Origin of the sequence: Rhizobium sp. NFR03, from assembly GCF_900111275.1 — a bacterium.
Taxonomy (GTDB): domain Bacteria; phylum Pseudomonadota; class Alphaproteobacteria; order Rhizobiales; family Rhizobiaceae; genus Ferranicluibacter.
The window spans coordinates 116,994-137,495 of sequence record NZ_FOGR01000006.1 but is presented as its reverse complement, the minus strand read 5'-3'; the positions used below and the strand labels follow the sequence as shown (position 1 = coordinate 137,495).

Here is a 20,502-nt window from a genome sequence, read left to right as displayed (position 1 = left end):
GCTTTTCACAAGGTCCGGGCGTTCTGCCGGCAATATCAGCTTTTGACGACCTTCAGCAGCTTGTCGAAGACCTTCAAGACCTGTGGCAGCTCATGCCCGCGCTTCAGAATCATGCCGTGGGTGTTGACCACGGCATAGGCGCCCTGTTTCGCGGCGAGCTTCGGGACCTTCTCCACACGATAAAGCGGTAGTTCGCCCGAGCGCTTGAAGACGGAGAAGACCGCCTTGTCGCGCATATGGTCGAGCGCGTAGTCGCGCCACTCGCCTTCCCCCACCATGCGGCCATAGACCCACAGGATCTGGTCGAGCTCTCGGCGGTGGAACGTTACGGGAAGGGGGTCCTTGGCATGTCGGTAGTCGCTGAGATCGACGACCACGCTTTCAGATGCCTTGAGGGTTTGGCGACCTTGCAAATCCGTCTGATCGGTCATGCACATTCCGGCCTTTTGTTATGACAGGACGGTGACAGTGTGCCTGAGTGCCGCTGAAAATCAAGCTTGAATGGAAAGGTTGAGGCGCAGCCGCTCACAACTCCTGAAGCAATGGCTTTTTTTGCACCGCCGCATTGCGGTCAAACCCGCGCCCGAATTCGAGGCTTAACTCCGCCGCGTCGCCGCTGCTTCGGTTTTCCGAAGTACCGCGCGCTGCCCGGCCGGTCGATCAGCGTTTTTCGTTTCGCCGCTCGGGGTTCCTGTGCGGCTTGCCATGCCCGACCTCCGGTCACGCGGGCGCACAGATGGTCATGATCGGGATCGGCCTTCGGCCTTTGCCGGCTTAGACCACCCGGTCCGGTGATATCGAAACCCTCAGCCCCCAGCCCTCGATATGCCGGACCGGTCATTCCCGCTCCTGCGCTGGACGTCTATTGCGATGCCATCAGAGTGGCCGCCCCGACGATGGCGCCGGGGGTCTCCGCATCCTTCATCTGCTGCAGCAGGATCGCGCAGCCGCTGTCCTTTTCCTGATCGAGCACCGAGGCTGGCAGCACGAAGCGGGCTGATTTCCCGTCCCACATGCCGATCGTCTGGATGTCGCGCACGGCGTGCCAGTAGGACATCTTCTTGCCGCTGTTCTCACCCTTTTCCACATCGACCACCTTCTGGCGGTTGAAGTAGACGATGACGACGTTGGCTTTGCCGCTACCTTCTCCAATCGTGATATCGATCTCGTCATCCTTGCGCTCGGCCGAAATCGGAACCTTCATGCCGGCATCAGCACTGCTCAGCGCGATCAGCCGCCCCTTGATGCCTGGGAGATTGGCGCCATTCACCTGATCCCGGCCGTTCAGCACGGCCTGTGGCGTGTAGACACCGTTACGGCCGAACATCTTGGCATAGGCATATTGGCGGGCAGTGTTCTCCTTCGAGGCAAGCGTGTCCGCCCAGCCAAGGTAATTCCAGTAATCCACGTGATAGGAGAGGGCGACGATGGAGCCGTCGTCGATCAGGTGCTTCAGCGCCGCATCGGCCGGAGGACAGGAGGCGCAGCCCTGGCTCGTGAACAACTCCACGACGCCTTTCGGCTGCGTTACCTCCAGCCCTCTGCCCTCTGTCTTCGCCTCGATCGTCTGCGGCGCTGCTTCCTGTGCTGCAGCCGGAAAGGCTGCCAGCAGGAAGAGGCTGGCGATCAGGCTCAAGCGAGAGGTCTTGGAGGCGGGCATGCAGGTTCCACTTCGGGCAGATTCCAATTCGGGCAGGATTGCGGCAGCCGGAAACCGCTTCTTCATACGCCGCAGCGTCCTCAACACAAAGTCACGTTGGAGTGAAATTTTGGCGAAGGCGATCCGTGCCCGCTGGACATGCAAAAGGCCGGAACGGTGTTCCGGCCTTCGCGATCTTCAGGTCGTTGCGCCTCAGGCGGCGAGGTCGCGCAGAACCGTCTGAAGGATGCCGCCATTGTTCATGTAGGTGACTTCATCCAGCGTATCGATGCGGCAGATCAGCGGAACTTCCTTTACCGAACCATCGGCATAGGTGATGACCGCGGTGCGCTTTTCACGCGGCTGGACGTTCGTCAGACCCTCGATGGTGACGATCTCGTCGCCCTTCAGGTTCAGCGATGCCCAGGTCGTGCCGGCCTCGAAGACGAAGGGCACGACGCCCATGCCGACGAGGTTGGACCGGTGGATACGCTCAAAGCTCTCGGCGATGACCGCCTTGACGCCCAGCAGGTTGGTGCCCTTGGCCGCCCAGTCGCGTGAGGAGCCGTTGCCATATTCGCCACCGGCGAAGATGACCAGCGGAACGCCCTCTTCCTTGTACTGCATCGCCGCGTCGTAGATCGACATCTCTTCCTTCGACGGATAGTGGAAGGTGTAGCCGCCTTCCTTGCCGTTCGGTCCGAGCATGTGGTTGCGGATGCGGATGTTGGCGAAAGTGCCGCGCATCATCACTTCATGGTTACCGCGACGCGTGCCGTACTGGTTGAAGTCGGCAACGCCGACGCCGTGGCCCGTAAGGTAGGCACCGGCAGGCGAAGCCGCCTTGATCGAACCGGCCGGAGAGATGTGGTCGGTCGTAATCTTGTCGCCGAAGAGACCGAGGACGCGGGCGCCCTTGATGTCGGAGATGCCGGAGCCGGACTTGCCCATGCCCACGAAGTAGGGCGGGTTCTGCACGTAGGTCGAATCGTCGTCCCAGGCATAGGTCTGTCCGGCGGGAACCTGAACGGCCTGCCAGTTGACGTCGCCCTTGAACACGTCGGCATACTTGCTCTCGTAAAGCTCGCGCGTGACGTATTTCAGGATGAATTCCTGGATCTCGTGCGAGGTCGGCCAGATGTCCTTGAGGAACACAGGCTGACCGTCCGAACCGATGCCGAGCGGCTCGGTCGTGAGGTCCTTCTGGACCGTGCCGGCGAGCGCATAGGCAACGACCAGCGGCGGCGAGGCGAGATAATTTGCCTGAACGTCCGGCGAGATGCGGCCTTCGAAGTTGCGATTGCCCGAGAGGACGCCGGCCGTGATCAGGCCCTTGTCGTTGATCGTCTTGGAGATCGGTGCCGGCAGCGGGCCGGAATTGCCGATGCAGGTCGTGCAGCCGAAGCCGACGAGGTTGAAGCCGAGCGCGTCGAGATCCTTCTGGAGGCCCGACTTCTCGAGATATTCACCGACGACCTGGCTTCCCGGAGCCAGCGAGGTCTTGACCCACGGCGCGCTCTTCAGGCCCTTGGCGACAGCGTTGCGGGCGAGAAGGCCGGCAGCGATGAGAACCGAGGGGTTGGACGTATTGGTGCAGGAGGTGATGGCGGCGATTGCCACGTCACCATGGCCGAGATCGTAGTCGGTGCCTTCGACCGGGTAGCGGTTTTCGAGCTGACCGGGCTTCTTGTAGTCGGCTTCCAGCGACGTTGCGAAGCCGGGCGCGATGCCTTCGAGCGGAATGCGGCCCTCGGGACGCTTCGGGCCGGCCATGGAGGGCACGACGTCGCCGAGATCGAGTTCCAGCGTGTCGGTGAAGACCAGTTCGGCGCCATCGCCATTGCGCCACATGCCCTGCGCCTTGGAATAGGCTTCGACCAGCGCGATCCGGTCCGTCGTGCGGCCGGACATGGTGAGGTAGTTGATGGTTTCGCCATCGACCGGGAAGAAGCCGCAGGTCGCGCCGTATTCCGGGCCCATGTTGCCGATGGTGGCGCGGTCGGCGAGCGTCATCGAATCAAGGCCGGGGCCGAAGAATTCGACGAACTTGGAAACAACGCCCTTCTTGCGCAGCATCTGCACGACGGTGAGCACGAGGTCGGTCGCGGTGACGCCTTCCTTGACCTTGCCGGTGAGCTTGAAGCCGATGACTTCCGGCAGGAGCATGGAGACGGGCTGGCCGAGCATGGCCGCTTCCGCCTCGATGCCGCCGACGCCCCAACCGAGTACGCCGAGGCCGTTGATCATCGTGGTGTGGCTGTCCGTGCCGACGCAGGTGTCGGGATAGGCAACCGTTTCGCCGTCCTCTTCCTTGGTCCAGACGGTCTGGCCGAGATATTCAAGATTGACCTGGTGACAGATGCCGGTGCCCGGGGGAACGACGCGGAAATTCTTGAATGCCTGCTGGCCCCACTTGAGGAAGCGGTAGCGCTCGCCATTGCGCTCGTATTCGAGCTCGACGTTGCGGGCAAACGCGTTCGGCGTGCCGAACTCGTCCACGATGACGGAGTGGTCGATGACGAGATCGACCGGCACGAGCGGGTTGATCTTTTCCGGATCGCCGCCCAGCGCCACCATGGCATCGCGCATGGCCGCGAGATCGACAACGGCGGGAACGCCGGTGAAGTCCTGCATCAGCACGCGGGCCGGGCGGTAGGCGATTTCGTTTTCAGCCGTGCCCTTGTCGTTGAGCCAGGCGGCGATGTTGAGGATGTCCTGCTTGGTGACGGACCGGCCGTCCTCGTTGCGCAGAAGGTTTTCCAGCAGGACCTTCATCGAGTAAGGCAGCCGCGAGATGCCGGCGAGACCATTCTCTTCGGCCTTGGGCAGGCTGAAATAGACATAGTCGGCACCGTTGACCGATAGGGTCGAACGACAATTGAAACTGTCTAGGGACTTGGACACTTGGATACCCCGTTCCGTCTGATCGCCATAAACTGACGTGCGAACGCCCGAGCGCCTGAAGGCGCAGATTGGGATGCGGGTACGGTCATTTCCGCTGTCCGCACGTGGAAAAAACTTCCATGTTCGGCGCTAGGATGAAATTCACGCCGACCGCTGGCGTGTTGGGCGGGTTATAGATAATTTCGCCAAAACGTGCCAGATCGAACGCCGTCAATTCGAGACAATTTTTTTCAATGCGACCAACGTCGTAAAAGGACGATGAATGCCATTTCGCCTGCGCGTGGACGGGCTGGGCGCCAGCCGCGGCGAAGACCCGATCTTCCGGGAGGTTTGCCTCGTTCTCGATGCCGGTGGTGCCCTTCTCGTCACCGGTCGAAACGGCACCGGAAAGTCCACCTTCCTGAGGACACTCGCCGGGCTTCATCCGGCCGACAGCGGTACGATCCTGCTGGAGGGGGGCGTCGATCCCAGGTCGCCGGTGCGCGAATCACTTCATTATCTCGGCCATCGCAATGCGATGAAGCGGGATCTGACGGTTGCGGAAAATCTCGTGTTCTGGTCGCGGTTTAGCGGGCAGGGCGACGATCCGGTGAAGGATGCCGATCCCGCTCTTCATGCGGATACCGCGCTGGAGGCGGTGGGCCTCGGCGGGCTTGGTCACCTGCCGTTCGGCTATCTCTCGGCCGGGCAGCAGCGTCGTGCGGCGCTTGCCCGGCTTCTTATCGCATACCGTCCCGTCTGGCTCATGGACGAGCCGACGGCAGCGCTCGATACGGCGAGCGAACGAATGGTGGAGGCGCTGATTGCTGGACATCGCGCCACCGGTGGCATCGTCATCGCCGCCACGCATCAGGCTCTGGACATTCCCGGTGCGCAGATGCTGACCATGACCGGCTTTGCGGTGCCGGTATGAGGATCGCAAGCGATCACCCCGCGCGTTCGCCCCTTAAGGGATGCCGGTCATGATGGCGCTCTATCTGCGCGACCTGAGGCTTGCGACCCGTGCCGGCGGCGGTGCGCTGACGGGCATCCTGTTCTTCATGGCCGTCGTCGCGGTCGTACCCTTCGGTCTGGGGCCCGACCTGAAGCTGCTCGCGCGGGTGGGGCCCGCCATGTTGTGGATCGGCGCCTTGCTGGCCTCGCTCCTCGGGCTCGACCGCCTGTTTCAGGCGGAGCGTGAGGACGGCGCTCTGGATGTGATGCTGATGCAGGAGACACCGCTGGTCCTCACCGTCTTCGTCAAGTGTCTTGCCCACTGGACCGCCTCGGGCTTGCCGCTCGTGCTCGTGTCTCCGCTTCTCGGGCTATTTCTCAACATGGAGCCGACGGCCATCCTTGCCACCATGCTGACGCTTCTGGCGGGAACGCCGGCGATCACGCTGATCGGCGCGATGGGCGCGGCGGTCGCGGTGGCTCTGCCGCGCGGCGGGCTTCTCGTGTCCATCCTCGTGTTGCCGCTCGTCATTCCCGTGCTCATCTTCGGCGTCAGCGCGGCCTATGCCGCCGTCCAAGACCCCGCGCCGTTTCTGCCGCCTTTCATGATCCTGACGGCGATCACCCTGTTCTTCGCCGTCATCGGTCCGGCCGCGGCGGCTGTCGCCCTGCGCGCCTCTTCCGAATGACGTAAAGGTGACCATGTCAGTCGCCGCGACGTTCATTGAAGCGGCCTCGCGAACTTGGTAGAGACGTTCGTATGCATGAGAAGAGCCTTGCCATTCGCAGCTTTGCAGACCTTGCCAATCCGACGCGCTTCGTCGCGCTGGCCGGGCGCCTGCTGCCATGGCTCGCCGGTCTGACGGCGCTGCTGTTTGCGATCGGCCTGACGCTCTGTTTCACCACCGCGGCTGATTACCAGCAGGGCGAGACGGTGCGGATCATGTATATCCATGTGCCCGCCGCCTGGCTGTCGATGATGGGCTATACGGTCATGGCGGCGTCCGCGCTCGGCACGCTCGTCTGGCGCCATCCTCTGGCCGACGTCGCGGCAAAGTGCGCCGCCCCCATCGGTGCCGGTTTCACGGCGCTGGCGCTCGTTACCGGCTCGCTCTGGGGCAAGCCGATGTGGGGAACATGGTGGGTGTGGGATGCGCGGCTCACCTCCGTCTTCATCCTGTTCCTGATGTATCTCGGCCTGATTGCGCTCAACCGCGCCATGGACGATGCCGGACGGGCGGCGAAGGTCTCGGCCGTGCTGATCCTCGTCGGCTTCGTCAACATCCCGATCATCAAGTTCTCCGTCGACTGGTGGAACACATTGCACCAGCCGGCAAGCGTGCTGCGTCTCGGCGGTTCTGCTATCGATCCGGAGTTCCTGCGGCCGCTCCTCGTCATGGCGCTGGCCTTCACATGCCTGTTCTTCACGCTGCATCTGGCCGCCATGCGAACAGAGATCTGGCGTCGCCGTATCGCGGCCATGCGCCGGCAGGCTGCGCGGGGCGCGGTGTCCGCATGAGCGCGCATATGGGCTATGTCGTCGCCAGCTATGGGGCAGCGCTCGTCGTGGTCGCGAGCCTCATCGTCTGGGTCGCTCTCGACGCGCGCGCCCGGCGCCGTGAATTGCGGGCGCTGGAGGATGCCGGCATCCGCCGCCGCTCGTCTGGTGCAGGTGTGCCATGAGCGACTTGCCCGAGAACCGCGCACCGACGAAGGGCCGTCTGGCGCTCGCACTGCTGCCCTTGACCGTCTTTGCCTGCCTTGCAGCCGTGTTCTGGAGCCAGCTCGACTCCGGCCGCGATATCAGCGAGATCCCGTCTGCGCTCATTGGAACGCAGGCGCCGTCGCTAAGCCTTCCAGCGCTCGAAGGTGCGACGCTGAAAAATGCGGCCATGCCCGCGCTGACGGATGCGGCGGTGAAGGGCAAGCTCACGCTCGTCAATGTCTGGGCCTCCTGGTGCGTGCCCTGCCGCGCGGAAAACCCCGTGATCCTCGCTCTGGCAAAAGACCCGCGTCTGCAAGTCGTCGGCATCAACTACAAGGACCAGACGGACAACGCGCTGCGTTTCCTCGACGAACTCGGCAATCCCTTCTCCGCCATCGGCGTCGATCCGCGCGGCCGTGCCGCCATCGACTGGGGCGTCTACGGGATTCCGGAGTCCTATCTCGTCGCACCCGACGGCATGATCCTCTACAAGCGCGTCGGCCCGTTCGACGACCGCAGCCTGCGCGAAGGCCTGATGCCCGCTATCGAGAAGGCTTCAGCCGGCTCCTAAAGCGCGCCCTGCCACGCCTTCACAGCGTCCAGCGGCCAGACCAGCATCAACACGTTGAGCGTCAGGTTGTCGCGGATCAGCCAGCCTGTGAAGATTTCGAACAGGATGGCTATGGCAATCGTCACGGCGACGGGCAGACGGGCGGCGGCGAGGAAGCCGAGCGCCATGAAGACGGTGTCCATGGCGGAGTTCAGCACGCTGTCGCCGACATAGTTCAGAGAAACGGTCGCGGAGCGATAGCGCTCGATGATGATCGGCGAGTTTTCCAGCAGTTCCCAGCCCGCCTCGATGAGCGTTGCGACGAACAGACGGGCCGAGAGGGGCTTTCTCGGGAAGAGCCAGGTGGTCAGCGCATAGAACAGGAAGCCGTGGATGATGTGGGACGGCGTGTACCAGTCGGCGAGGTGCTGGGAGTTGCCGGGGCTGTTGACCACGGGCTCGAACAGCTTGACGGTGCCGCAGGTGCAGATCGGCGTGCGGCCCATGAAGAGCTCCACGGCCACCTGAAACGCGACAACGCCGAGGCAGGCGCCGATCCAGAGCAGGGTGCGGCTGCGGGGCAGGGCTTCGACGGGTGTGGGGCCAAGGGGTGGGGGAACGGCGGTCATATCTTGTCGGACGCCGATTCGACGGAGTGCCGCAGGATGAGCGGCATCTGCGCCATGGTGAAGAGGATGGTGATCGGCATGGTGCCCCAGACCTTGAACGCCACCCAGAAATCATCGGCCGCCTGAGCGTCGGGCGCATACCAGACCGCGGCACCGCGCCAGACGACCTCGTTGAGGACGGCCAGAAACAGGAAGAAGATGCCCCAGCGCAGGGTCAGCTTGCGCCAGCCGGCCGCGTCCAGCTGGAAGGCGGCATTGAAGACGTGGCCGAGCAGCGATTTGCCGAAGAACAGGCCGCCCAGAAGGACCGCGCCGAACAGCGTGTTGACGATAGTCGGCTTCATCTTGATAAAGGTGTCGTTCTGCAGCCAGATCGACAGCGAGCCGAACACCAGGACGACGATGCCCGAAACGAAGGGCATGACGGGGAGATGGCCGAGCACGATCTTCGAGACGACCAGCGAGATCACCGTCGCCGCCATGAAGAGGCCGGTGGCGATGAACAGCGGGCCGCCGAGTTCGGTCAGCACCGGAAAAGTCTCGGCAAGCCAGGGTCCGCGCATGTTGGCGAAGAAGAAGACGAGCAGAGGCCCGAGTTCCAGAGCGAGCTTGAGCCCGGGATGGTGACGCTCGGCGGGGGTCGGCGTGACGTCGGTGTCTACGGGCCGTTCGGTCTTCATCGTCTCTGCCTTGTGGTCTTTTCGTGAGATGCGTGTGATGTGGCCGCAGACGGCGGCGGAATTTCGGCGGAGGCGCAATGCCTAATCCGCGATCCCGGCAATCGCCTCGGCGAAATCCTGGGCCTCGAAGGGTTCGAGATCGTCGATGCCCTCGCCGACGCCGATGAAATAGACCGGCAGCTTGTGCTTGGCGGAGATGGCGACGAGGATGCCGCCACGGGCGGTGCCGTCGAGCTTGGTCATGATCAGCCCGTTGACGCCGGCAACGTTGCGGAAGATCTCGACCTGGTTGAGCGCGTTCTGCCCGGTTGTGGCGTCCAGCGTCTGGAGCACCGTATGCGGCGCATCCGGATCGAGCTTGCCGAGCACGCGAACGATCTTTTCAAGTTCTGCCATCAGCTCCGTGCGGTTTTGCAGGCGACCGGCGGTGTCGATGATCAGCACGTCGCTCTTCTGTCGGCGCGCCTCCTCGAAAGCTTCGTAGGCGAGGCCCGCGGCGTCTGCGCCGAGCTTCGAGGAAACGATATGGCTGTTCGTCCGGTCGGCCCAGATCTTCAGCTGCTCGATGGCGGCGGCGCGGAAGGTATCGCCGGCGGCAAGCATGACCTTCAGGCCAGCACCCGAGAGCTTGGCGGCGAGCTTGCCGATGGTCGTCGTCTTGCCGGTGCCGTTGACGCCGACGACAAGGATGACGTGGGGGCGATGGTTGAGGTCGAGTTGCAGCGGCTTGGCGACCGGCGTCAGAACCTTGGTGATCTCGGCTGCCATGATGCGCGAGACATCGGCGCCCGAAACGTCTCGGCCATAGCGCTCCGAGGCAAGCGTATCGGTAATGCGGAGTGCCGTTTCGACACCGAGGTCCGCCTGGATCAGCAGGTCTTCGAGTTCTTCGAGCGTGGCGTCGTCCAGCTTGCGCTTGGTGAAGAGCGCCGTGATCTGACCAGTCAGCTGCGACGAGGTGCGCGACAGCCCGGCGCGCAGGCGCTGGAACCAGGTGAGGCGCTCGGCTTCGGGGGCGACCTCCGGCTCTGGCGCCGGTCCTGTGGCGAAGCCTGCGGGCAGGGCGGCGATGTCGCGCGGCCGCTCAAGGTCGGCGGTCGGGCTTTCGGTCAGGCTTTCACCAGGGGGAAGCTCCGCCTCTGCCTCCAGCAGCGACAACGGCACGACGCCGAGATCGCCAATATTTTCAGCTGGCGGAAGCGGGAGCAGCGTCTCGTCCGCGTCTTCGGCCTCTGCCTCACTATCGGACGAAGGACCGCCGGCCGTGGCGATTTCCTCGGCAAGAACCGGATCCTTGGCGAGGGGCAGGGCGTCGTCCGGCGCGGCATCGGCGGCAAGGAGCGGTTCGAAAGCCTCTATGTCTTCGCCGACCGGAGCCGGAGCTGGGGGTGTGACCTCCGCAGGCGTCACCGCATCCGGCGCGCTCTCGTCCATGGGCGGGGCGTCCGCAGGCGGGGCTGCGGGGGTTTCCGGCGGCACCTGATCGAATGTGAAGACCCTTTTGAGGAAATCGAACGCCATCTTATATCCTGAAACCTGCGGGGCCGCTCATGTCACGCAGCCTGTCTTTCGGCGGTGTCGATGGAGAGGTTCTTGCCATCGTGGCCCGTGATCGTCGTCGCGACCAGCGAGCGGGGCTCAAGCCCCGGTGTCGCGACGCGGGTGAAGTTTTCCGTATGGCCGGTGCCGTTGCTTTCGACCAGCACGGTCTGCGCGGTGCCGACCATGGAGGTCAGGTGTTCGCGCGCCAGATCCTCGCCGATGGCGCGCAGGCGCGTGGCGCGCTCCCGGATCAGCGAGGGATCGTGTTGCGGCATACGGGCGGCGGGCGTGCCGTCGCGCGGGCTGTAGGGAAAGACGTGGAGGCTTGCGATTCCCGCCTCCTGCGCCAGCGTTCCGGCTTGCTGGAACATCTCTTCCGTCTCGGTGGGAAAGCCGGCAATCATGTCGGCGCCGAAGGCAATGCCGGGGCGCAGGCGACGGGCCTCTTGCATGAAGGCGAGCGCATCGGCCCGTAAATGCCGCCGCTTCATCCGCTTGAGGATCATGTCGTCGCCGTGCTGGAGCGAGAGATGCAGGTGCGGCATGAAGCGCGGCTCGTCTGCAATGAGGTCGAGCAGGTGCCGGTCGGCCTCGATGCTGTCGATGGAGGAGAGGCGCAGGCGCGCAAGCTCCGGCACCTGCCTCAGAAGCGTCTTGGCCAGGAGGCCGAGCGTCGGCGCGCCTGGCAGGTCGCCGCCGTAGCTGGTGGCGTCGACGCCGGTCAGCACGATCTCGCGGTAGCCGTTTTCCACCAGCATGCGCGCCTGATCGACGACGGCGCCCATCGGCACCGAGCGGGAATTGCCACGGCCATAGGGGATGATGCAAAAGGTGCAGCGATGGTCGCAGCCGTTCTGCACCTGCACGAAGGCGCGTACATGGCCCTCGATCATGCGCACCATCTGCGGCGCGGTTTCCCGCACGCTCATGATGTCGTTGACGCGCAGCTTCTCCTCGCCGCCAACGCCGAAATCGGGCAGAGAGCGATAGGCGTCGCTGTCCAGCTTTTCCGCATTGCCGAGAACGGCGTCGACCTCCGGCATGTCGGCAAAGCTGCCGGCTTCGGTCTGGGCGGCGCAGCCGGTGACGATGATGCGGGCGTCCGGGTGCTCGCGCCTTGCGCGGCGGATCGCCTTGCGGGCCTGACGCACGGCCTCGCCGGTCACCGCGCAGGTGTTCACCAGCACGGCATTGTTCAGCCCCGCCTTTTCGGCAGCGCCGCGCATGACTTCGGATTCGTAGGTGTTCAGGCGGCAGCCGAATGTGATGATCTCGACGCCGCTCACTCTGCCTGTGTCCCTGTCGCTTGCGCTCCGGTATCAGGTTCGCGCAAGAATGTGCCGGTCGCGGGATCGACGCGGCCGGACCACTCCCAGGTGGCCGGTCCGGTCATGACGACATGATCGTCACGCTCGCGCCAGTCGATGGTGAGCACGCCCGCAGGCACGGCACTGGCAACGGTCACCGCCACCTTGCGCCCGGTGCGCCCGGTGCGCGCACCGCTGACAGCCGCCGCACAGGCGGCTGAGCCGCAGGCAAGCGTCAGCCCGGCGCCCCGTTCCCACGTGCGTGTGGTCATGCCGCTTTGCGATGTCACCTGCGCAAGCGTGATATTGGCGCGCTCGGGAAACATCGGGTGGTTTTCGAGCAGCGGGCCGAAGCGTGCGAGGTCGTAGGACATGACATCGCGGTCGACCCAGAAGATCGCATGCGGATTGCCCATCGACATCACGGACGGCGAATGCAGGACGGGAGCGTCGATCGGGCCGATCTGCAGCTCGATGCGGCTCGTATCGTGGAAATCTTCGGCCAGCGGGATACGGTTCCAGTCGAAAACCGGCTTGCCCATATCGACGGAGATCGTGCCGTCCGCGTGTTCCTCGGCATTGAGGATGCCGGCAACGGTATGGAAGGTGAAGGTCTTGCGGCCGGTTTCCGCCGCCAGCGCCTGCACCACGCAGCGCGTGCCGTTGCCGCAGGCCTGCGCCTTGGTGCCGTCGGAGTTCAGAATGTCGATCCAGGCATCGGTTCCGGACGCCTTCGGGTCGTGGATCGCCATGATCTGGTCGAAGCGGGTCTGCGGGTCGGCATTGAGCGCGATGGCTGCCGCCGGGGTGACCACATCGCTCCGGCCGCGCATGTCCACGACCAGGATCGCGTTGCCGAGCCCGTTCATCCTCGCGAATTCGACCGTTCTGTCCATGCCTGTCCGTACCTGTGCGCAAAGGTCTTGGCGAAAGGGCGTATATGGCGGAAAATGCTCCGGATTACCAGAGGGCGGGATTAGCGCGGGATGCCGCTAACGGCGCGTGGCGACACCCTCCGCGATCACGCAGAGCAGCTCGAACAGAATGGTCGCGCCGGCGAGCGCCGTCATGCCCGCGACGTCGAAGGGCGGCGCGACCTCCACGACATCGGCCGCCACGATCCGCACGCCGGTGAGTTCCCGCACCAGCGCCTGCGCCTCGCGCGTGGTAAACCCGCCGATCTCGGGCGTTCCCGTGCCGGGCGCCATGGAGGGGTCGATGCAGTCGATGTCGAAGCTGACATAGGTTGGCCCGCTGCCGGCAATGGCTCGGGCTTCCGCCATGACGTCTGGGATGCCGCGGCGGATGCATTCCTCCATATAGATGATGCGGATGCCTTGCGCGCGGGCCCAGTCGTGCTCGTCGGTCGCGTAAATCGAGCCGCGAATGCCGATCTGCACCGTGCGTTTCGGATCGAGCAGCCCCTCCTCGATGGCCCGGCGGAACGGTGTGCCATGGGTATAGGGGTTGCCGCCGAAATAGGTGTCGTTGGTGTCCGAATGCGCGTCGAAATGGATCATGCCGACCGGGCCGCCCGCGGCCACGGCGCGCATGACCGGCAGCGTCGTCAGGTGGTCGCCGCCGACGGACAGCGGGATCGCGCCTGTCTCCACGATGGCGCGCATGCCGGTCTCGATCCGCTTCAGGCCATCGAGAAGATCGATCGGATTGACGGCGAGATCGCCGACATCGGCAACATTGGCAATGCTGAACGGCTCGGTGAGGGTGACGTGATGGACGCGCCGCATCAGGCTCGACTGGTTGCGCACCTCTCGCGGCCCGTGGCGCGCGCCGGCCCGGTTCGTCGTGCCGCCGTCCCACGGAATGCCGACGAGCGCGATATCGAGGCCGGTGGCGTCTTGAACGGCGGGCAACCGCATGAAGGTGGAGTGGCCGGCAAAGCGCGGCACTTCGGCGGCATCTACCGGCTGGTGAAAGGTGCTGGTGGTCATGCGGGGGTCCTTTCGGGAGGCACGTCGAAGACTTCGCCGGCATGGAGCGGGCGAACGCGGGCAGGATCGACCTTATGTTTTGCCAGCGCTGCATCCAGCGCCCTTTCCGGCGCATCCATGGCCTCGTCGGTGAGCTGGATGGTTGCGAAGTGATGGCCGACGACATAGGCGGCTTTTGCAAGAAGCATGCCCTCGATCGCTTCGTTAGGGTTCTGATGCTGTCCCTTCATAAACCAGCGCGGCTCGTAAGCGCCGATCGGCAGGATGGCGAGACGGAAGCCGCCATATTTTTTCCCGGCCGCGCGGTAGTTGATGCCGTCGTGAAAGCCGGTGTCGCCGATGTGGTAGATCCGGCCCGCCGGCGTCGAGATGACGAAAGCCGCCCAGAGCGCCTTTCGCCTGTCGCCGAGGCCGCGCGCCGACCAGTGATGCGCCGGCTCGCAGTTGATCGAGATGCCGTTCGTGACATCCAGAGCATCGCCCCAGTCCATGAGCGTAATTCGCGCATCCGGTGCAGCCTTGCGGATGAAGATGTCGTTGCCGAGTGGCGTGACAAAGGTCGGCTTATTGGCTGCCTCGAGGCTTGCGATCGTGGTGATGTCCAGATGGTCGTAATGGTTGTGACTGATCAGTACGACATCGATGCGCGGCAGGTCTTCAAGGCGGATGCCGGGCGGCGAGACGCGGCGCGGCCCGGCAAAGGAGACAGGGCTCGCGCGTTCCGACCACACGGGATCGGTGAGGATGTTCAGGCCGGCCACCTGGATCAGCATGGAGGCATGCCCGACCATGGTGACGCGGAGGTTTTGCCCGGTCACCGATAGGTCCGGTTTGATCACGGTCGCGCGCGGGTCGGGCTTTTCGGGCCAGCTTGCCCGCTGGCCATTGAACTGCCACCGCAGGAGATCGCCGAAGCCGTTCGGCTCCACGCCGCCGGGATTGAAGAATCGGGTACCGTCGAAATGGTCGCTGACGGGGCCTTTATAGTAGCGGTTCGCGGCCATGCTGCTCCTTGCGGTAAAGCCGCCGGACAGGACGGCGACAGCGCCGGCGAGCGACCATTTGAAGAACGTACGGCGTTTCATCAATGTCCCCGTGAACGAGCGGTCGTCTTTGGCAGCAGTCGGTGCCCGACGTGATGGGTGATGATGGCGGCTTTTTCTTTCCGGCGCCATCGGAAAGCGGCACCTTTCCGGTATTGGATCGATGGCCCCGGAGAAGCATGAAGGCAGCAAGCCTTGACTTTCCGGGCCGTTTGCTGTTTACCGCGCTCCATCTGCGACGAGACACGACTCCGAGCCGCCGACCGGGACCCTTTGAAGGTATAAACGTTCCCGGAGGTCAACACCCGACAGCGCGATGCGCCCTCGGGTGCCGTTCGGCTTTGCGTCTTGTTTGAAAACGACCCGGAACCCACGTTTGCGGCATCGCCGTAAACGAGAAGGAAGAACCGATGTTTGAAAGCCTCCAGGACCGCCTTGGTTCGATCCTCAATGGATTGACGGGACGCGGTGCGCTGTCGGAAGCCGATGTTTCGGCTGCCCTGCGCGAGGTTCGCCGTGCGCTGCTGGAAGCCGACGTGGCGCTGGAAGTCGTGCGGTCCTTCACCGATCGCGTGCGCGAAAAAGCCGTCGGCGCGGAAGTTCTGAAGTCGATCAAGCCCGGGCAGATGGTCGTGAAGATCGTCCATGACGAGCTGGTCGAGATGCTGGGTGCCACCGGCGTCTCCATCGACCTCAATGCGCCCGCCCCCGTCGTCATCATGATGGTCGGTCTTCAGGGCTCGGGCAAGACCACGACATCCGGCAAGATCGCCCACCGGCTGAACACGCGCGAGAAGAAGAAGGTCCTGATGGCCTCGCTCGACACGCGCCGGCCGGCAGCCCAGGAGCAGTTGCGACAGCTCGGCGTGCAGGCGGGCATCGACACGCTGCCGGTGATCGCCGGTCAGTCGCCGACCGATATCGCCGCGCGCGCCGTGCAGGCGGCAAAGCTCGGTGGTCATGACGTCGTCATTCTCGACACCGCGGGCCGCACGCATATCGACGAGCCGCTGATGATCGAGATGGCCGAGATCAAGCGGCGCTCGAACCCGCACGAAATCCTTCTGGTCGCCGATGCGCTGACCGGTCAGGACGCCGTCAACCTCGCCCGCAACTTCGACGAGCGCGTCGGCATCACCGGCCTCGTTCTGACCCGCATGGATGGCGACGGTCGCGGCGGTGCGGCGCTCTCCATGCGCGCCGTCACCGGCAAGCCGATCAAGCTGATCGGCGTCGGCGAGAAGATGTCGGAGCTGGACGAGTTCCATCCGCGCCGCGTCGCCGACCGCATCCTCGGCATGGGCGACATCGTATCGCTGGTCGAAAAGGCCGCCGAAAATATCGATGCCGAGAAGGCGGCGGCCATGGCCGCCAAGATGAAGTCGGGCAAGTTCGACCTCAACGATCTCGCCGACCAGCTTTCGCAGATGCAGAAGATGGGCGGCATGGGCGGCATCATGGGCATGATGCCCGGCATGTCCGGCATGAAGGACAGACTAGCGTCGGCCGGTCTCGACGACCGGATGTTCAAGCGCCAGATGGCCATCATCTCGTCCATGACCAAGGCCGAGCGCGCCAATCCAGACCTCCTCAAGCATTCCCGCAAGAAGCGCATCGCGGCCGGCTCCGGCACGGATGCCTCCGACATCAACAAGCTGCTCAAGATGCACCGCCAGATGGCCGACATGATGAAAGCCATGGGCGGCAAGAAGGGCGGCGGCATGATGAAGCAGATGATGGGCGGCCTTGCCGGCAAGATGGGTCTCGGCGGCATGGGTGGCGGAATGGGCGGCATGCCCGACCTGTCGAGCCTCGACCCCAAGCAGCTGGAAGCCCTGCAGAAGCAGGCGGAAGCGGCCGGCCTTGGCAAGGGAATGCCGGGCGGCATGGGAGGACTTCCGGGTCTCGGCGGCGGCAAGCTGCCCGGCCTTGGCGGTGGCTTCCCGGGCCTTCCCGGCCTGCCGAAGAAGAAGTGAGGCCCATATGAGCATTGACCGTGTGAGCATCGACCCTTCGATCCGAGAAGAGCTTTCCGGCTACCGCCAGTCGATCGACAATATCGACGCGGCACTTGTCCATATGCTGGCTGAACGCTTCCGCTGCACGAAGGCCGTGGGCGTTTTGAAAGCCCGCCACGATTTGCCGCCGGCCGACCCGGCGCGCGAGGAATACCAGATCGAACGCCTGCGCCGTTTGGCACAGGACGCTCATCTGGATCCGGATTTCGCCGAGAAGTTCCTGAACTTCATCATCAAGGAAGTCATCCGGCATCACGAAGACATCGCCGCCGATCTGAAGGATTGACGGCTTTCGCATACCGACATCAGGCCGCACCCGCGGCACGCCAACATTCAAGGAGATATTGACATGGCACTGAAAATTCGTCTCGCCCGCGGCGGTTCCAAGAAGCGTCCGTTCTACCAGGTCGTCATTGCCGACGCCCGTTCGCCCCGCGATGGCCGTTTCCTCGAAAAGGTCGGTTCGTGGAACCCGATGCTTGCCAAGGACGATGCCAAGCGCGTCGAACTGAACAACGAGCGTATCCAGCATTGGCTCGACAATGGCGCCCTGCCGACCGACCGTGTCCTGCGCTTCCTGAGCGAAGCCGGCATCGTCACGCGCGAAGCCCGCAACAACCCGACCAAGGGCAAGCCCGGCAAGAAGGCGACCGAGCGCGCCGCCGAAGCCAAGCAGAAGGCTGAAGACGCCGCTGCTGCCGCTGCCGAATAATCGGACGGACATCATCTTCGGGAACGGGCGGCATTTTCATGCCGCCCGTTTTCGTTTATGGGGTCGCGCAATCTTTCCGACGAATGATCTCAAGAACGGTTCATCGATGAGCAAGCTGAAAAACCCCGTCCTGATGGGCACGATCGGTGGCGCGCAAGGATTGCGCGGCGAGGTTCGCGTGAAGAGCTTTGCCGAAGAGCCGACGGCGCTGGGCGATTATGGCCATCTCTACAGCGAGGACGGGCGCGTCTTCGAGGTACTGGAGGTGCGCGAGAGCAAGAACGTCGTCATCGTTCGCTTTCGCGGCATCAATGACCGCATGGCGGCCGAGGCGCTGAACGGGCTCGACCTGTTCATCGAGCGGGAAAACCTGCCGGACGACGATCTCGACGAGGACGAATTCTTTTACGCGGACCTCGAAGGGCTGGAGGCGAAGGACGCCGAGGGCAAGAGCTATGGCGTGGTGACCGGCGTGTTCGACTTCGGCGCCGGCGACCTTCTGGAACTCAAAGGTCCGGGCCGACGTCCGGTTCTCATTCCGTTTTCGGAATTTTCCGTGCTCGAAATCGACCTTGAAGGCGGCACGATGTTGGTCGATCCGGTCGCTGCCGGACTTGTCGACGACAAGGACGATCCGTCCGGACCGTTCGATCCCAATACGTCCGGCACGTGAGCACCGCCATGGCGTTCCGGGCCACTATCCTGACGCTGTATCCGGAGATGTTCCCGGGGCATCTCGGCCATTCTCTGGCCGGCAGAGCGCTGGAGCGTGGGCAATGGTCGCTCGATGCGGTGCAGATCCGCGACTTTGCCGAGGACAGGCACCGGACCGTGGACGATACGCCGGCCGGCGGCGGCGCCGGCATGGTGCTGCGGGCGGATATTCTCGCCCGCGCCATCGATCATGTGTCGGGCGATGACGCGCGTCCACGGCTGCTGATGAGCCCGCGCGGGCGGCCGCTGAGCCAGGCTCGGGTGCGGGAAATCGCTGCCGGGCCGGGCGCCGTCATCGTCTGCGGCCGGTTCGAGGGCGTCGACCAGCGGGTCATCGATGCGCGCGCGCTCGAAGAGGTCTCCATCGGCGACTATATTCTTTCGGGTGGGGAGCCTGCGGCTCTGACGCTGCTCGATGCCGTCGTGCGGATCCTGCCGGGCGTCATGGGCAATGCGCTCTCGGGCGTGCATGAGAGCTTCGAGGGAGGATTGCTGGAGCATCCGCATTATACCCGCCCGCAGGTCTTTGAGGAGCGGGAGATTCCCGCCGTGCTGACCTCTGGCAATCACGGTGCCATCGAACGGTGGCGGCGGGCGGAGGCCGAGCGGCTGACGCGGGAGCGCCGGCCGGATCTTCTGGCTCAGCCCCTTTTGTCTCAGCCAGTCACGAAATAATAGAAGGCGAGCAGCAGTCCGACCGCGACGACGAAGGCGCGGATGATGGCTTGCGGGATGCGGCGCGCCAGCCAGACGCCGCTATAGCCGCCAAGCGCCCCGCCCGGGATCATCACGGCCGCCTCCAGCCAGGAGACGACCCCGCCGAAGGTGAAGACGACAACGGCGATGGCGGCGATGACAACGGCGAGCAGGTTCTTCAGCGCATTGATCCGGTGATATCCGCCGCCGGCTGTCAGCCCCAGCACGGCCAGCATCATGATGCCCATGCCCGCCCCGAAGAATCCGCCATAGATCGACGTCGCGAACTGCCCGAGAAGCCCCAGGGCACCAAGCGGCGCGCCGACCTCTCGCGCCTTCGGGCGGAGCAGGGGGCCCGCCGCAAAGATCGCCGTCGCACCCAGCAGCAGCCATGGCACCAGCGCCCGGAACGAGGGGTTGGACATGGCGAGCAGGATGCCGGCGCCGATGAGGCCGCCGACGGCGGAGAGAAGCCCCAGCATGACCGCCATCCGCTTGTCGGCCATCAGTTCGCGCCGATAGGCCAGCGCCGAGGTGATGTAGCCCGGGAACTGCACGATGGAGGAGGTGGCGTTCGCCACGATCGGCGGCAGGCCGGCCAGCGTCATCGCGCCGAAGGTGAGAAACGTGCCTCCACCGGCCACTGCATTGACGGCGCTCGACAGGAAGCCGGCGAGAAAAAGAAGAACGGCGGTTGTAACGGACATCGGCGACTCATCGAAAAAGGGCTGTTTTTCGTGGTATAGCCCTCGTGCATAAACGCAAGGACGCATGTTCGCGCAAGGAGCGTCGCTGCATGACTTTGTCCGACATTTCTTCGAAAGCCGACATCTGGCGCATTCGACAGGTCACTGTACGCGACAAGGGTGTGCTGCGAGATCTTCTCGATGCGTATCTCCTCGGGCTTTCCGCCTTCGGCCCCGTCGATGCCGCCTATCCCTATTTCGATCTTTATTTCGAAGACATTGATCGTTGGGCTTATCTGATCGAGGTCATGCAGGAGGATGCGTGGAATCCCGCTGGTTTTGCCCTCGTCAACCGCCATTCGTGCTCGGGAGTGCCGGTCGATCATGCGATGGCGGAATTCTGCGTGGTGCCGGAATTTCGCAGAACGGGCCTCGGACAATATGCTGCGAACCAACTGATTGCGCGGCATCCGGGTGTGTGGGAGCTCGGCGTCGTCAAGAACAACGCCGTTGCAGGGTCGTTCTGGCGCGGTGTTGCCGCAGCCATTCATGGCGTCGCGGTGATTGATGACGGCGATACGAGCATTCTCCGCTTTGAGAGCCCCGATGCTTCAACCAGAATCCCTTCGGTGGAGGGGTGACAAATCGCTGTTCCCGGTGTATAGGCCGCACCGGCTCGGGTTCCTGCCCGCGACCGTCAACAAAGAATAGTGCATCCGCCGTCGCTCTTCACTGGAAGAGACCTGTCCAGAGGCATTGCCGAAAGACACACGGGCGCTCTGACTGTTTGAG

The 20,502-nt window shown here is 64.1% G+C and carries 22 protein-coding genes; 11 read left to right on the top strand and 11 right to left on the bottom strand.

Going from position 1 to position 20,502, the window contains the following annotated elements; translation table 11 throughout:
* Nucleotides 1-35: 35 nt before the first annotated feature.
* From BSG19_RS18950 to acnA, 3 genes are all read right to left on the bottom strand, one after another.
* Nucleotides 36-431 (bottom strand): DUF2794 domain-containing protein, encoded by a 396-nt coding sequence (locus tag BSG19_RS18950; protein ID WP_092989582.1) that lies wholly within the window; start codon nucleotides 429-431, stop codon nucleotides 36-38.
* A 431-nt stretch (nucleotides 432-862) separates the two neighbouring features.
* A complete protein-coding gene (locus BSG19_RS18945) occupies nucleotides 863-1,660 on the bottom strand; it encodes a DUF1223 domain-containing protein (protein WP_092989668.1) in 798 nt (265 codons plus the stop codon).
* Between the two features lie 192 nt (nucleotides 1,661-1,852).
* Nucleotides 1,853-4,543 (bottom strand): aconitate hydratase AcnA, encoded by a 2,691-nt coding sequence (acnA, locus tag BSG19_RS18940; protein WP_092989581.1) that lies wholly within the window; start codon nucleotides 4,541-4,543, stop codon nucleotides 1,853-1,855.
* A gap of 262 nt (nucleotides 4,544-4,805) precedes the next feature.
* On the opposite strand from acnA, the gene ccmA reads away from it, so the two are divergent.
* From ccmA to BSG19_RS18915, 5 genes are all read left to right on the top strand, one after another.
* Nucleotides 4,806-5,456 carry a heme ABC exporter ATP-binding protein CcmA gene (gene ccmA / locus BSG19_RS18935; protein WP_092989580.1) on the top strand — a complete coding sequence of 217 codons (651 nt, stop codon included), beginning with the start codon at nucleotides 4,806-4,808 and terminating at the stop codon, nucleotides 5,454-5,456.
* Between the two features lie 49 nt (nucleotides 5,457-5,505).
* Nucleotides 5,506-6,165 carry a heme exporter protein CcmB gene (ccmB, locus tag BSG19_RS18930; RefSeq protein ID WP_092989579.1) on the top strand — a complete coding sequence of 220 codons (660 nt, stop codon included), beginning with the start codon at nucleotides 5,506-5,508 and terminating at the stop codon, nucleotides 6,163-6,165.
* Between the two features lie 71 nt (nucleotides 6,166-6,236).
* Entirely contained in the window at nucleotides 6,237-6,995 is a 759-nt protein-coding gene (locus BSG19_RS18925) for a heme ABC transporter permease (RefSeq protein WP_092989578.1), read from the top strand.
* A complete protein-coding gene (ccmD, locus tag BSG19_RS18920) occupies nucleotides 6,992-7,159 on the top strand; it encodes a heme exporter protein CcmD (RefSeq protein ID WP_092989577.1) in 168 nt (55 codons plus the stop codon). The genes BSG19_RS18925 and ccmD overlap by 4 nt, the downstream gene beginning before the upstream one ends.
* Nucleotides 7,156-7,752, top strand: coding sequence for a DsbE family thiol:disulfide interchange protein (locus BSG19_RS18915; RefSeq protein WP_092989576.1), 597 nt, complete (start codon nucleotides 7,156-7,158; stop codon nucleotides 7,750-7,752). The genes ccmD and BSG19_RS18915 overlap by 4 nt, the downstream gene beginning before the upstream one ends.
* On the opposite strand, the gene BSG19_RS18910 is transcribed toward BSG19_RS18915, so the two are convergent.
* From BSG19_RS18910 to BSG19_RS18880, 7 genes are all read right to left on the bottom strand, one after another.
* A complete protein-coding gene (locus tag BSG19_RS18910) occupies nucleotides 7,749-8,360 on the bottom strand; it encodes a DUF2585 domain-containing protein (protein WP_092989575.1) in 612 nt (203 codons plus the stop codon). The genes BSG19_RS18915 and BSG19_RS18910 overlap by 4 nt on opposite strands.
* Nucleotides 8,357-9,040, bottom strand: coding sequence for a septation protein A (locus tag BSG19_RS18905; protein ID WP_092989574.1), 684 nt, complete (start codon nucleotides 9,038-9,040; stop codon nucleotides 8,357-8,359). Before BSG19_RS18905 ends, BSG19_RS18910 begins: the two co-directional genes overlap by 4 nt.
* An 81-nt stretch (nucleotides 9,041-9,121) precedes the next feature.
* The gene (ftsY, locus tag BSG19_RS18900) at nucleotides 9,122-10,561 is read right to left on the bottom strand and encodes a signal recognition particle-docking protein FtsY (RefSeq protein ID WP_092989573.1); all 1,440 of its coding nucleotides are present in this window, start codon (nucleotides 10,559-10,561) and stop codon (nucleotides 9,122-9,124) included.
* 32 nt (nucleotides 10,562-10,593) lie between these two features.
* Nucleotides 10,594-11,868, bottom strand: coding sequence for a tRNA (N(6)-L-threonylcarbamoyladenosine(37)-C(2))-methylthiotransferase MtaB (mtaB, locus tag BSG19_RS18895; protein WP_092989572.1), 1,275 nt, complete (start codon nucleotides 11,866-11,868; stop codon nucleotides 10,594-10,596).
* On the bottom strand, nucleotides 11,865-12,785 hold the full coding sequence (dapF, locus tag BSG19_RS18890) for a diaminopimelate epimerase (protein ID WP_092989571.1): 921 nt from the start codon (nucleotides 12,783-12,785) through the stop codon (nucleotides 11,865-11,867). Before dapF ends, mtaB begins: the two co-directional genes overlap by 4 nt.
* A 96-nt stretch (nucleotides 12,786-12,881) precedes the next feature.
* Nucleotides 12,882-13,841, bottom strand: a complete 960-nt coding sequence (speB, locus tag BSG19_RS18885) for an agmatinase (RefSeq protein WP_092989570.1) — start codon at nucleotides 13,839-13,841, stop codon at nucleotides 12,882-12,884.
* Nucleotides 13,838-14,845 (bottom strand): MBL fold metallo-hydrolase, encoded by a 1,008-nt coding sequence (locus BSG19_RS18880; RefSeq protein WP_244529325.1) that lies wholly within the window; start codon nucleotides 14,843-14,845, stop codon nucleotides 13,838-13,840. Before BSG19_RS18880 ends, speB begins: the two co-directional genes overlap by 4 nt.
* Before the next feature lie 449 nt (nucleotides 14,846-15,294).
* On the opposite strand from BSG19_RS18880, the gene ffh reads away from it, so the two are divergent.
* From ffh to trmD, 5 genes are all read left to right on the top strand, one after another.
* Entirely contained in the window at nucleotides 15,295-16,860 is a 1,566-nt protein-coding gene (ffh, locus tag BSG19_RS18875) for a signal recognition particle protein (protein WP_092989568.1), read from the top strand.
* Between the two features lie 7 nt (nucleotides 16,861-16,867).
* Nucleotides 16,868-17,188, top strand: a complete 321-nt coding sequence (locus BSG19_RS18870; protein WP_092989567.1) for a chorismate mutase — start codon at nucleotides 16,868-16,870, stop codon at nucleotides 17,186-17,188.
* 63 nt (nucleotides 17,189-17,251) lie between these two features.
* Nucleotides 17,252-17,614 (top strand): 30S ribosomal protein S16, encoded by a 363-nt coding sequence (gene rpsP, locus BSG19_RS18865; RefSeq protein WP_092989566.1) that lies wholly within the window; start codon nucleotides 17,252-17,254, stop codon nucleotides 17,612-17,614.
* 106 nt (nucleotides 17,615-17,720) lie between these two features.
* Nucleotides 17,721-18,287 (top strand): ribosome maturation factor RimM, encoded by a 567-nt coding sequence (gene rimM / locus BSG19_RS18860; RefSeq protein WP_092989565.1) that lies wholly within the window; start codon nucleotides 17,721-17,723, stop codon nucleotides 18,285-18,287.
* 8 nt (nucleotides 18,288-18,295) lie between these two features.
* On the top strand, nucleotides 18,296-19,003 hold the full coding sequence (gene trmD / locus BSG19_RS18855; RefSeq protein WP_092989564.1) for a tRNA (guanosine(37)-N1)-methyltransferase TrmD: 708 nt from the start codon (nucleotides 18,296-18,298) through the stop codon (nucleotides 19,001-19,003).
* Here the strand turns inward: trmD and BSG19_RS18850 are convergent.
* Nucleotides 18,985-19,731, bottom strand: a complete 747-nt coding sequence (locus BSG19_RS18850; protein ID WP_092989563.1) for a sulfite exporter TauE/SafE family protein — start codon at nucleotides 19,729-19,731, stop codon at nucleotides 18,985-18,987. The genes trmD and BSG19_RS18850 overlap by 19 nt on opposite strands.
* A gap of 89 nt (nucleotides 19,732-19,820) precedes the next feature.
* Here BSG19_RS18850 and BSG19_RS18845 point away from each other — a divergent pair, with 89 nt between their 5' ends.
* Nucleotides 19,821-20,351, top strand: coding sequence for a hypothetical protein (locus BSG19_RS18845; protein ID WP_092989562.1), 531 nt, complete (start codon nucleotides 19,821-19,823; stop codon nucleotides 20,349-20,351).
* Nucleotides 20,352-20,502: the final 151 nt, after the last annotated feature.

Excerpts from the sequence above, each read along its gene's own strand:
- BSG19_RS18950 (WP_092989582.1), bottom strand. The coding sequence starts at position 431 with ATGACCGATCAGACGGATTTGCAAGGTCGCCAAACCCTCAAGGCATCT.
- BSG19_RS18945 (WP_092989668.1), bottom strand. The coding sequence starts at position 1,660 with ATGCCCGCCTCCAAGACCTCTCGCTTGAGCCTGATCGCCAGCCTCTTC.
- ccmA (WP_092989580.1), top strand. The coding sequence starts at position 4,806 with ATGCCATTTCGCCTGCGCGTGGACGGGCTGGGCGCCAGCCGCGGCGAA.
- ccmB (WP_092989579.1), top strand. The coding sequence starts at position 5,506 with ATGATGGCGCTCTATCTGCGCGACCTGAGGCTTGCGACCCGTGCCGGC.
- BSG19_RS18925 (WP_092989578.1), top strand. The coding sequence starts at position 6,237 with ATGCATGAGAAGAGCCTTGCCATTCGCAGCTTTGCAGACCTTGCCAAT.
- ccmD (WP_092989577.1), top strand. The coding sequence starts at position 6,992 with ATGAGCGCGCATATGGGCTATGTCGTCGCCAGCTATGGGGCAGCGCTC.
- BSG19_RS18915 (WP_092989576.1), top strand. The coding sequence starts at position 7,156 with ATGAGCGACTTGCCCGAGAACCGCGCACCGACGAAGGGCCGTCTGGCG.
- BSG19_RS18910 (WP_092989575.1), bottom strand. The coding sequence starts at position 8,360 with ATGACCGCCGTTCCCCCACCCCTTGGCCCCACACCCGTCGAAGCCCTG.
- BSG19_RS18905 (WP_092989574.1), bottom strand. The coding sequence starts at position 9,040 with ATGAAGACCGAACGGCCCGTAGACACCGACGTCACGCCGACCCCCGCC.
- ftsY (WP_092989573.1), bottom strand. The coding sequence starts at position 10,561 with ATGGCGTTCGATTTCCTCAAAAGGGTCTTCACATTCGATCAGGTGCCG.
- dapF (WP_092989571.1), bottom strand. The coding sequence starts at position 12,785 with ATGGACAGAACGGTCGAATTCGCGAGGATGAACGGGCTCGGCAACGCG.
- speB (WP_092989570.1), bottom strand. The coding sequence starts at position 13,841 with ATGACCACCAGCACCTTTCACCAGCCGGTAGATGCCGCCGAAGTGCCG.
- BSG19_RS18880 (WP_244529325.1), bottom strand. The coding sequence starts at position 14,845 with ATGGCCGCGAACCGCTACTATAAAGGCCCCGTCAGCGACCATTTCGAC.
- ffh (WP_092989568.1), top strand. The coding sequence starts at position 15,295 with ATGTTTGAAAGCCTCCAGGACCGCCTTGGTTCGATCCTCAATGGATTG.
- BSG19_RS18870 (WP_092989567.1), top strand. The coding sequence starts at position 16,868 with ATGAGCATTGACCGTGTGAGCATCGACCCTTCGATCCGAGAAGAGCTT.
- rpsP (WP_092989566.1), top strand. The coding sequence starts at position 17,252 with ATGGCACTGAAAATTCGTCTCGCCCGCGGCGGTTCCAAGAAGCGTCCG.
- rimM (WP_092989565.1), top strand. The coding sequence starts at position 17,721 with ATGAGCAAGCTGAAAAACCCCGTCCTGATGGGCACGATCGGTGGCGCG.
- trmD (WP_092989564.1), top strand. The coding sequence starts at position 18,296 with ATGGCGTTCCGGGCCACTATCCTGACGCTGTATCCGGAGATGTTCCCG.
- BSG19_RS18850 (WP_092989563.1), bottom strand. The coding sequence starts at position 19,731 with ATGTCCGTTACAACCGCCGTTCTTCTTTTTCTCGCCGGCTTCCTGTCG.
- BSG19_RS18845 (WP_092989562.1), top strand. The coding sequence starts at position 19,821 with ATGACTTTGTCCGACATTTCTTCGAAAGCCGACATCTGGCGCATTCGA.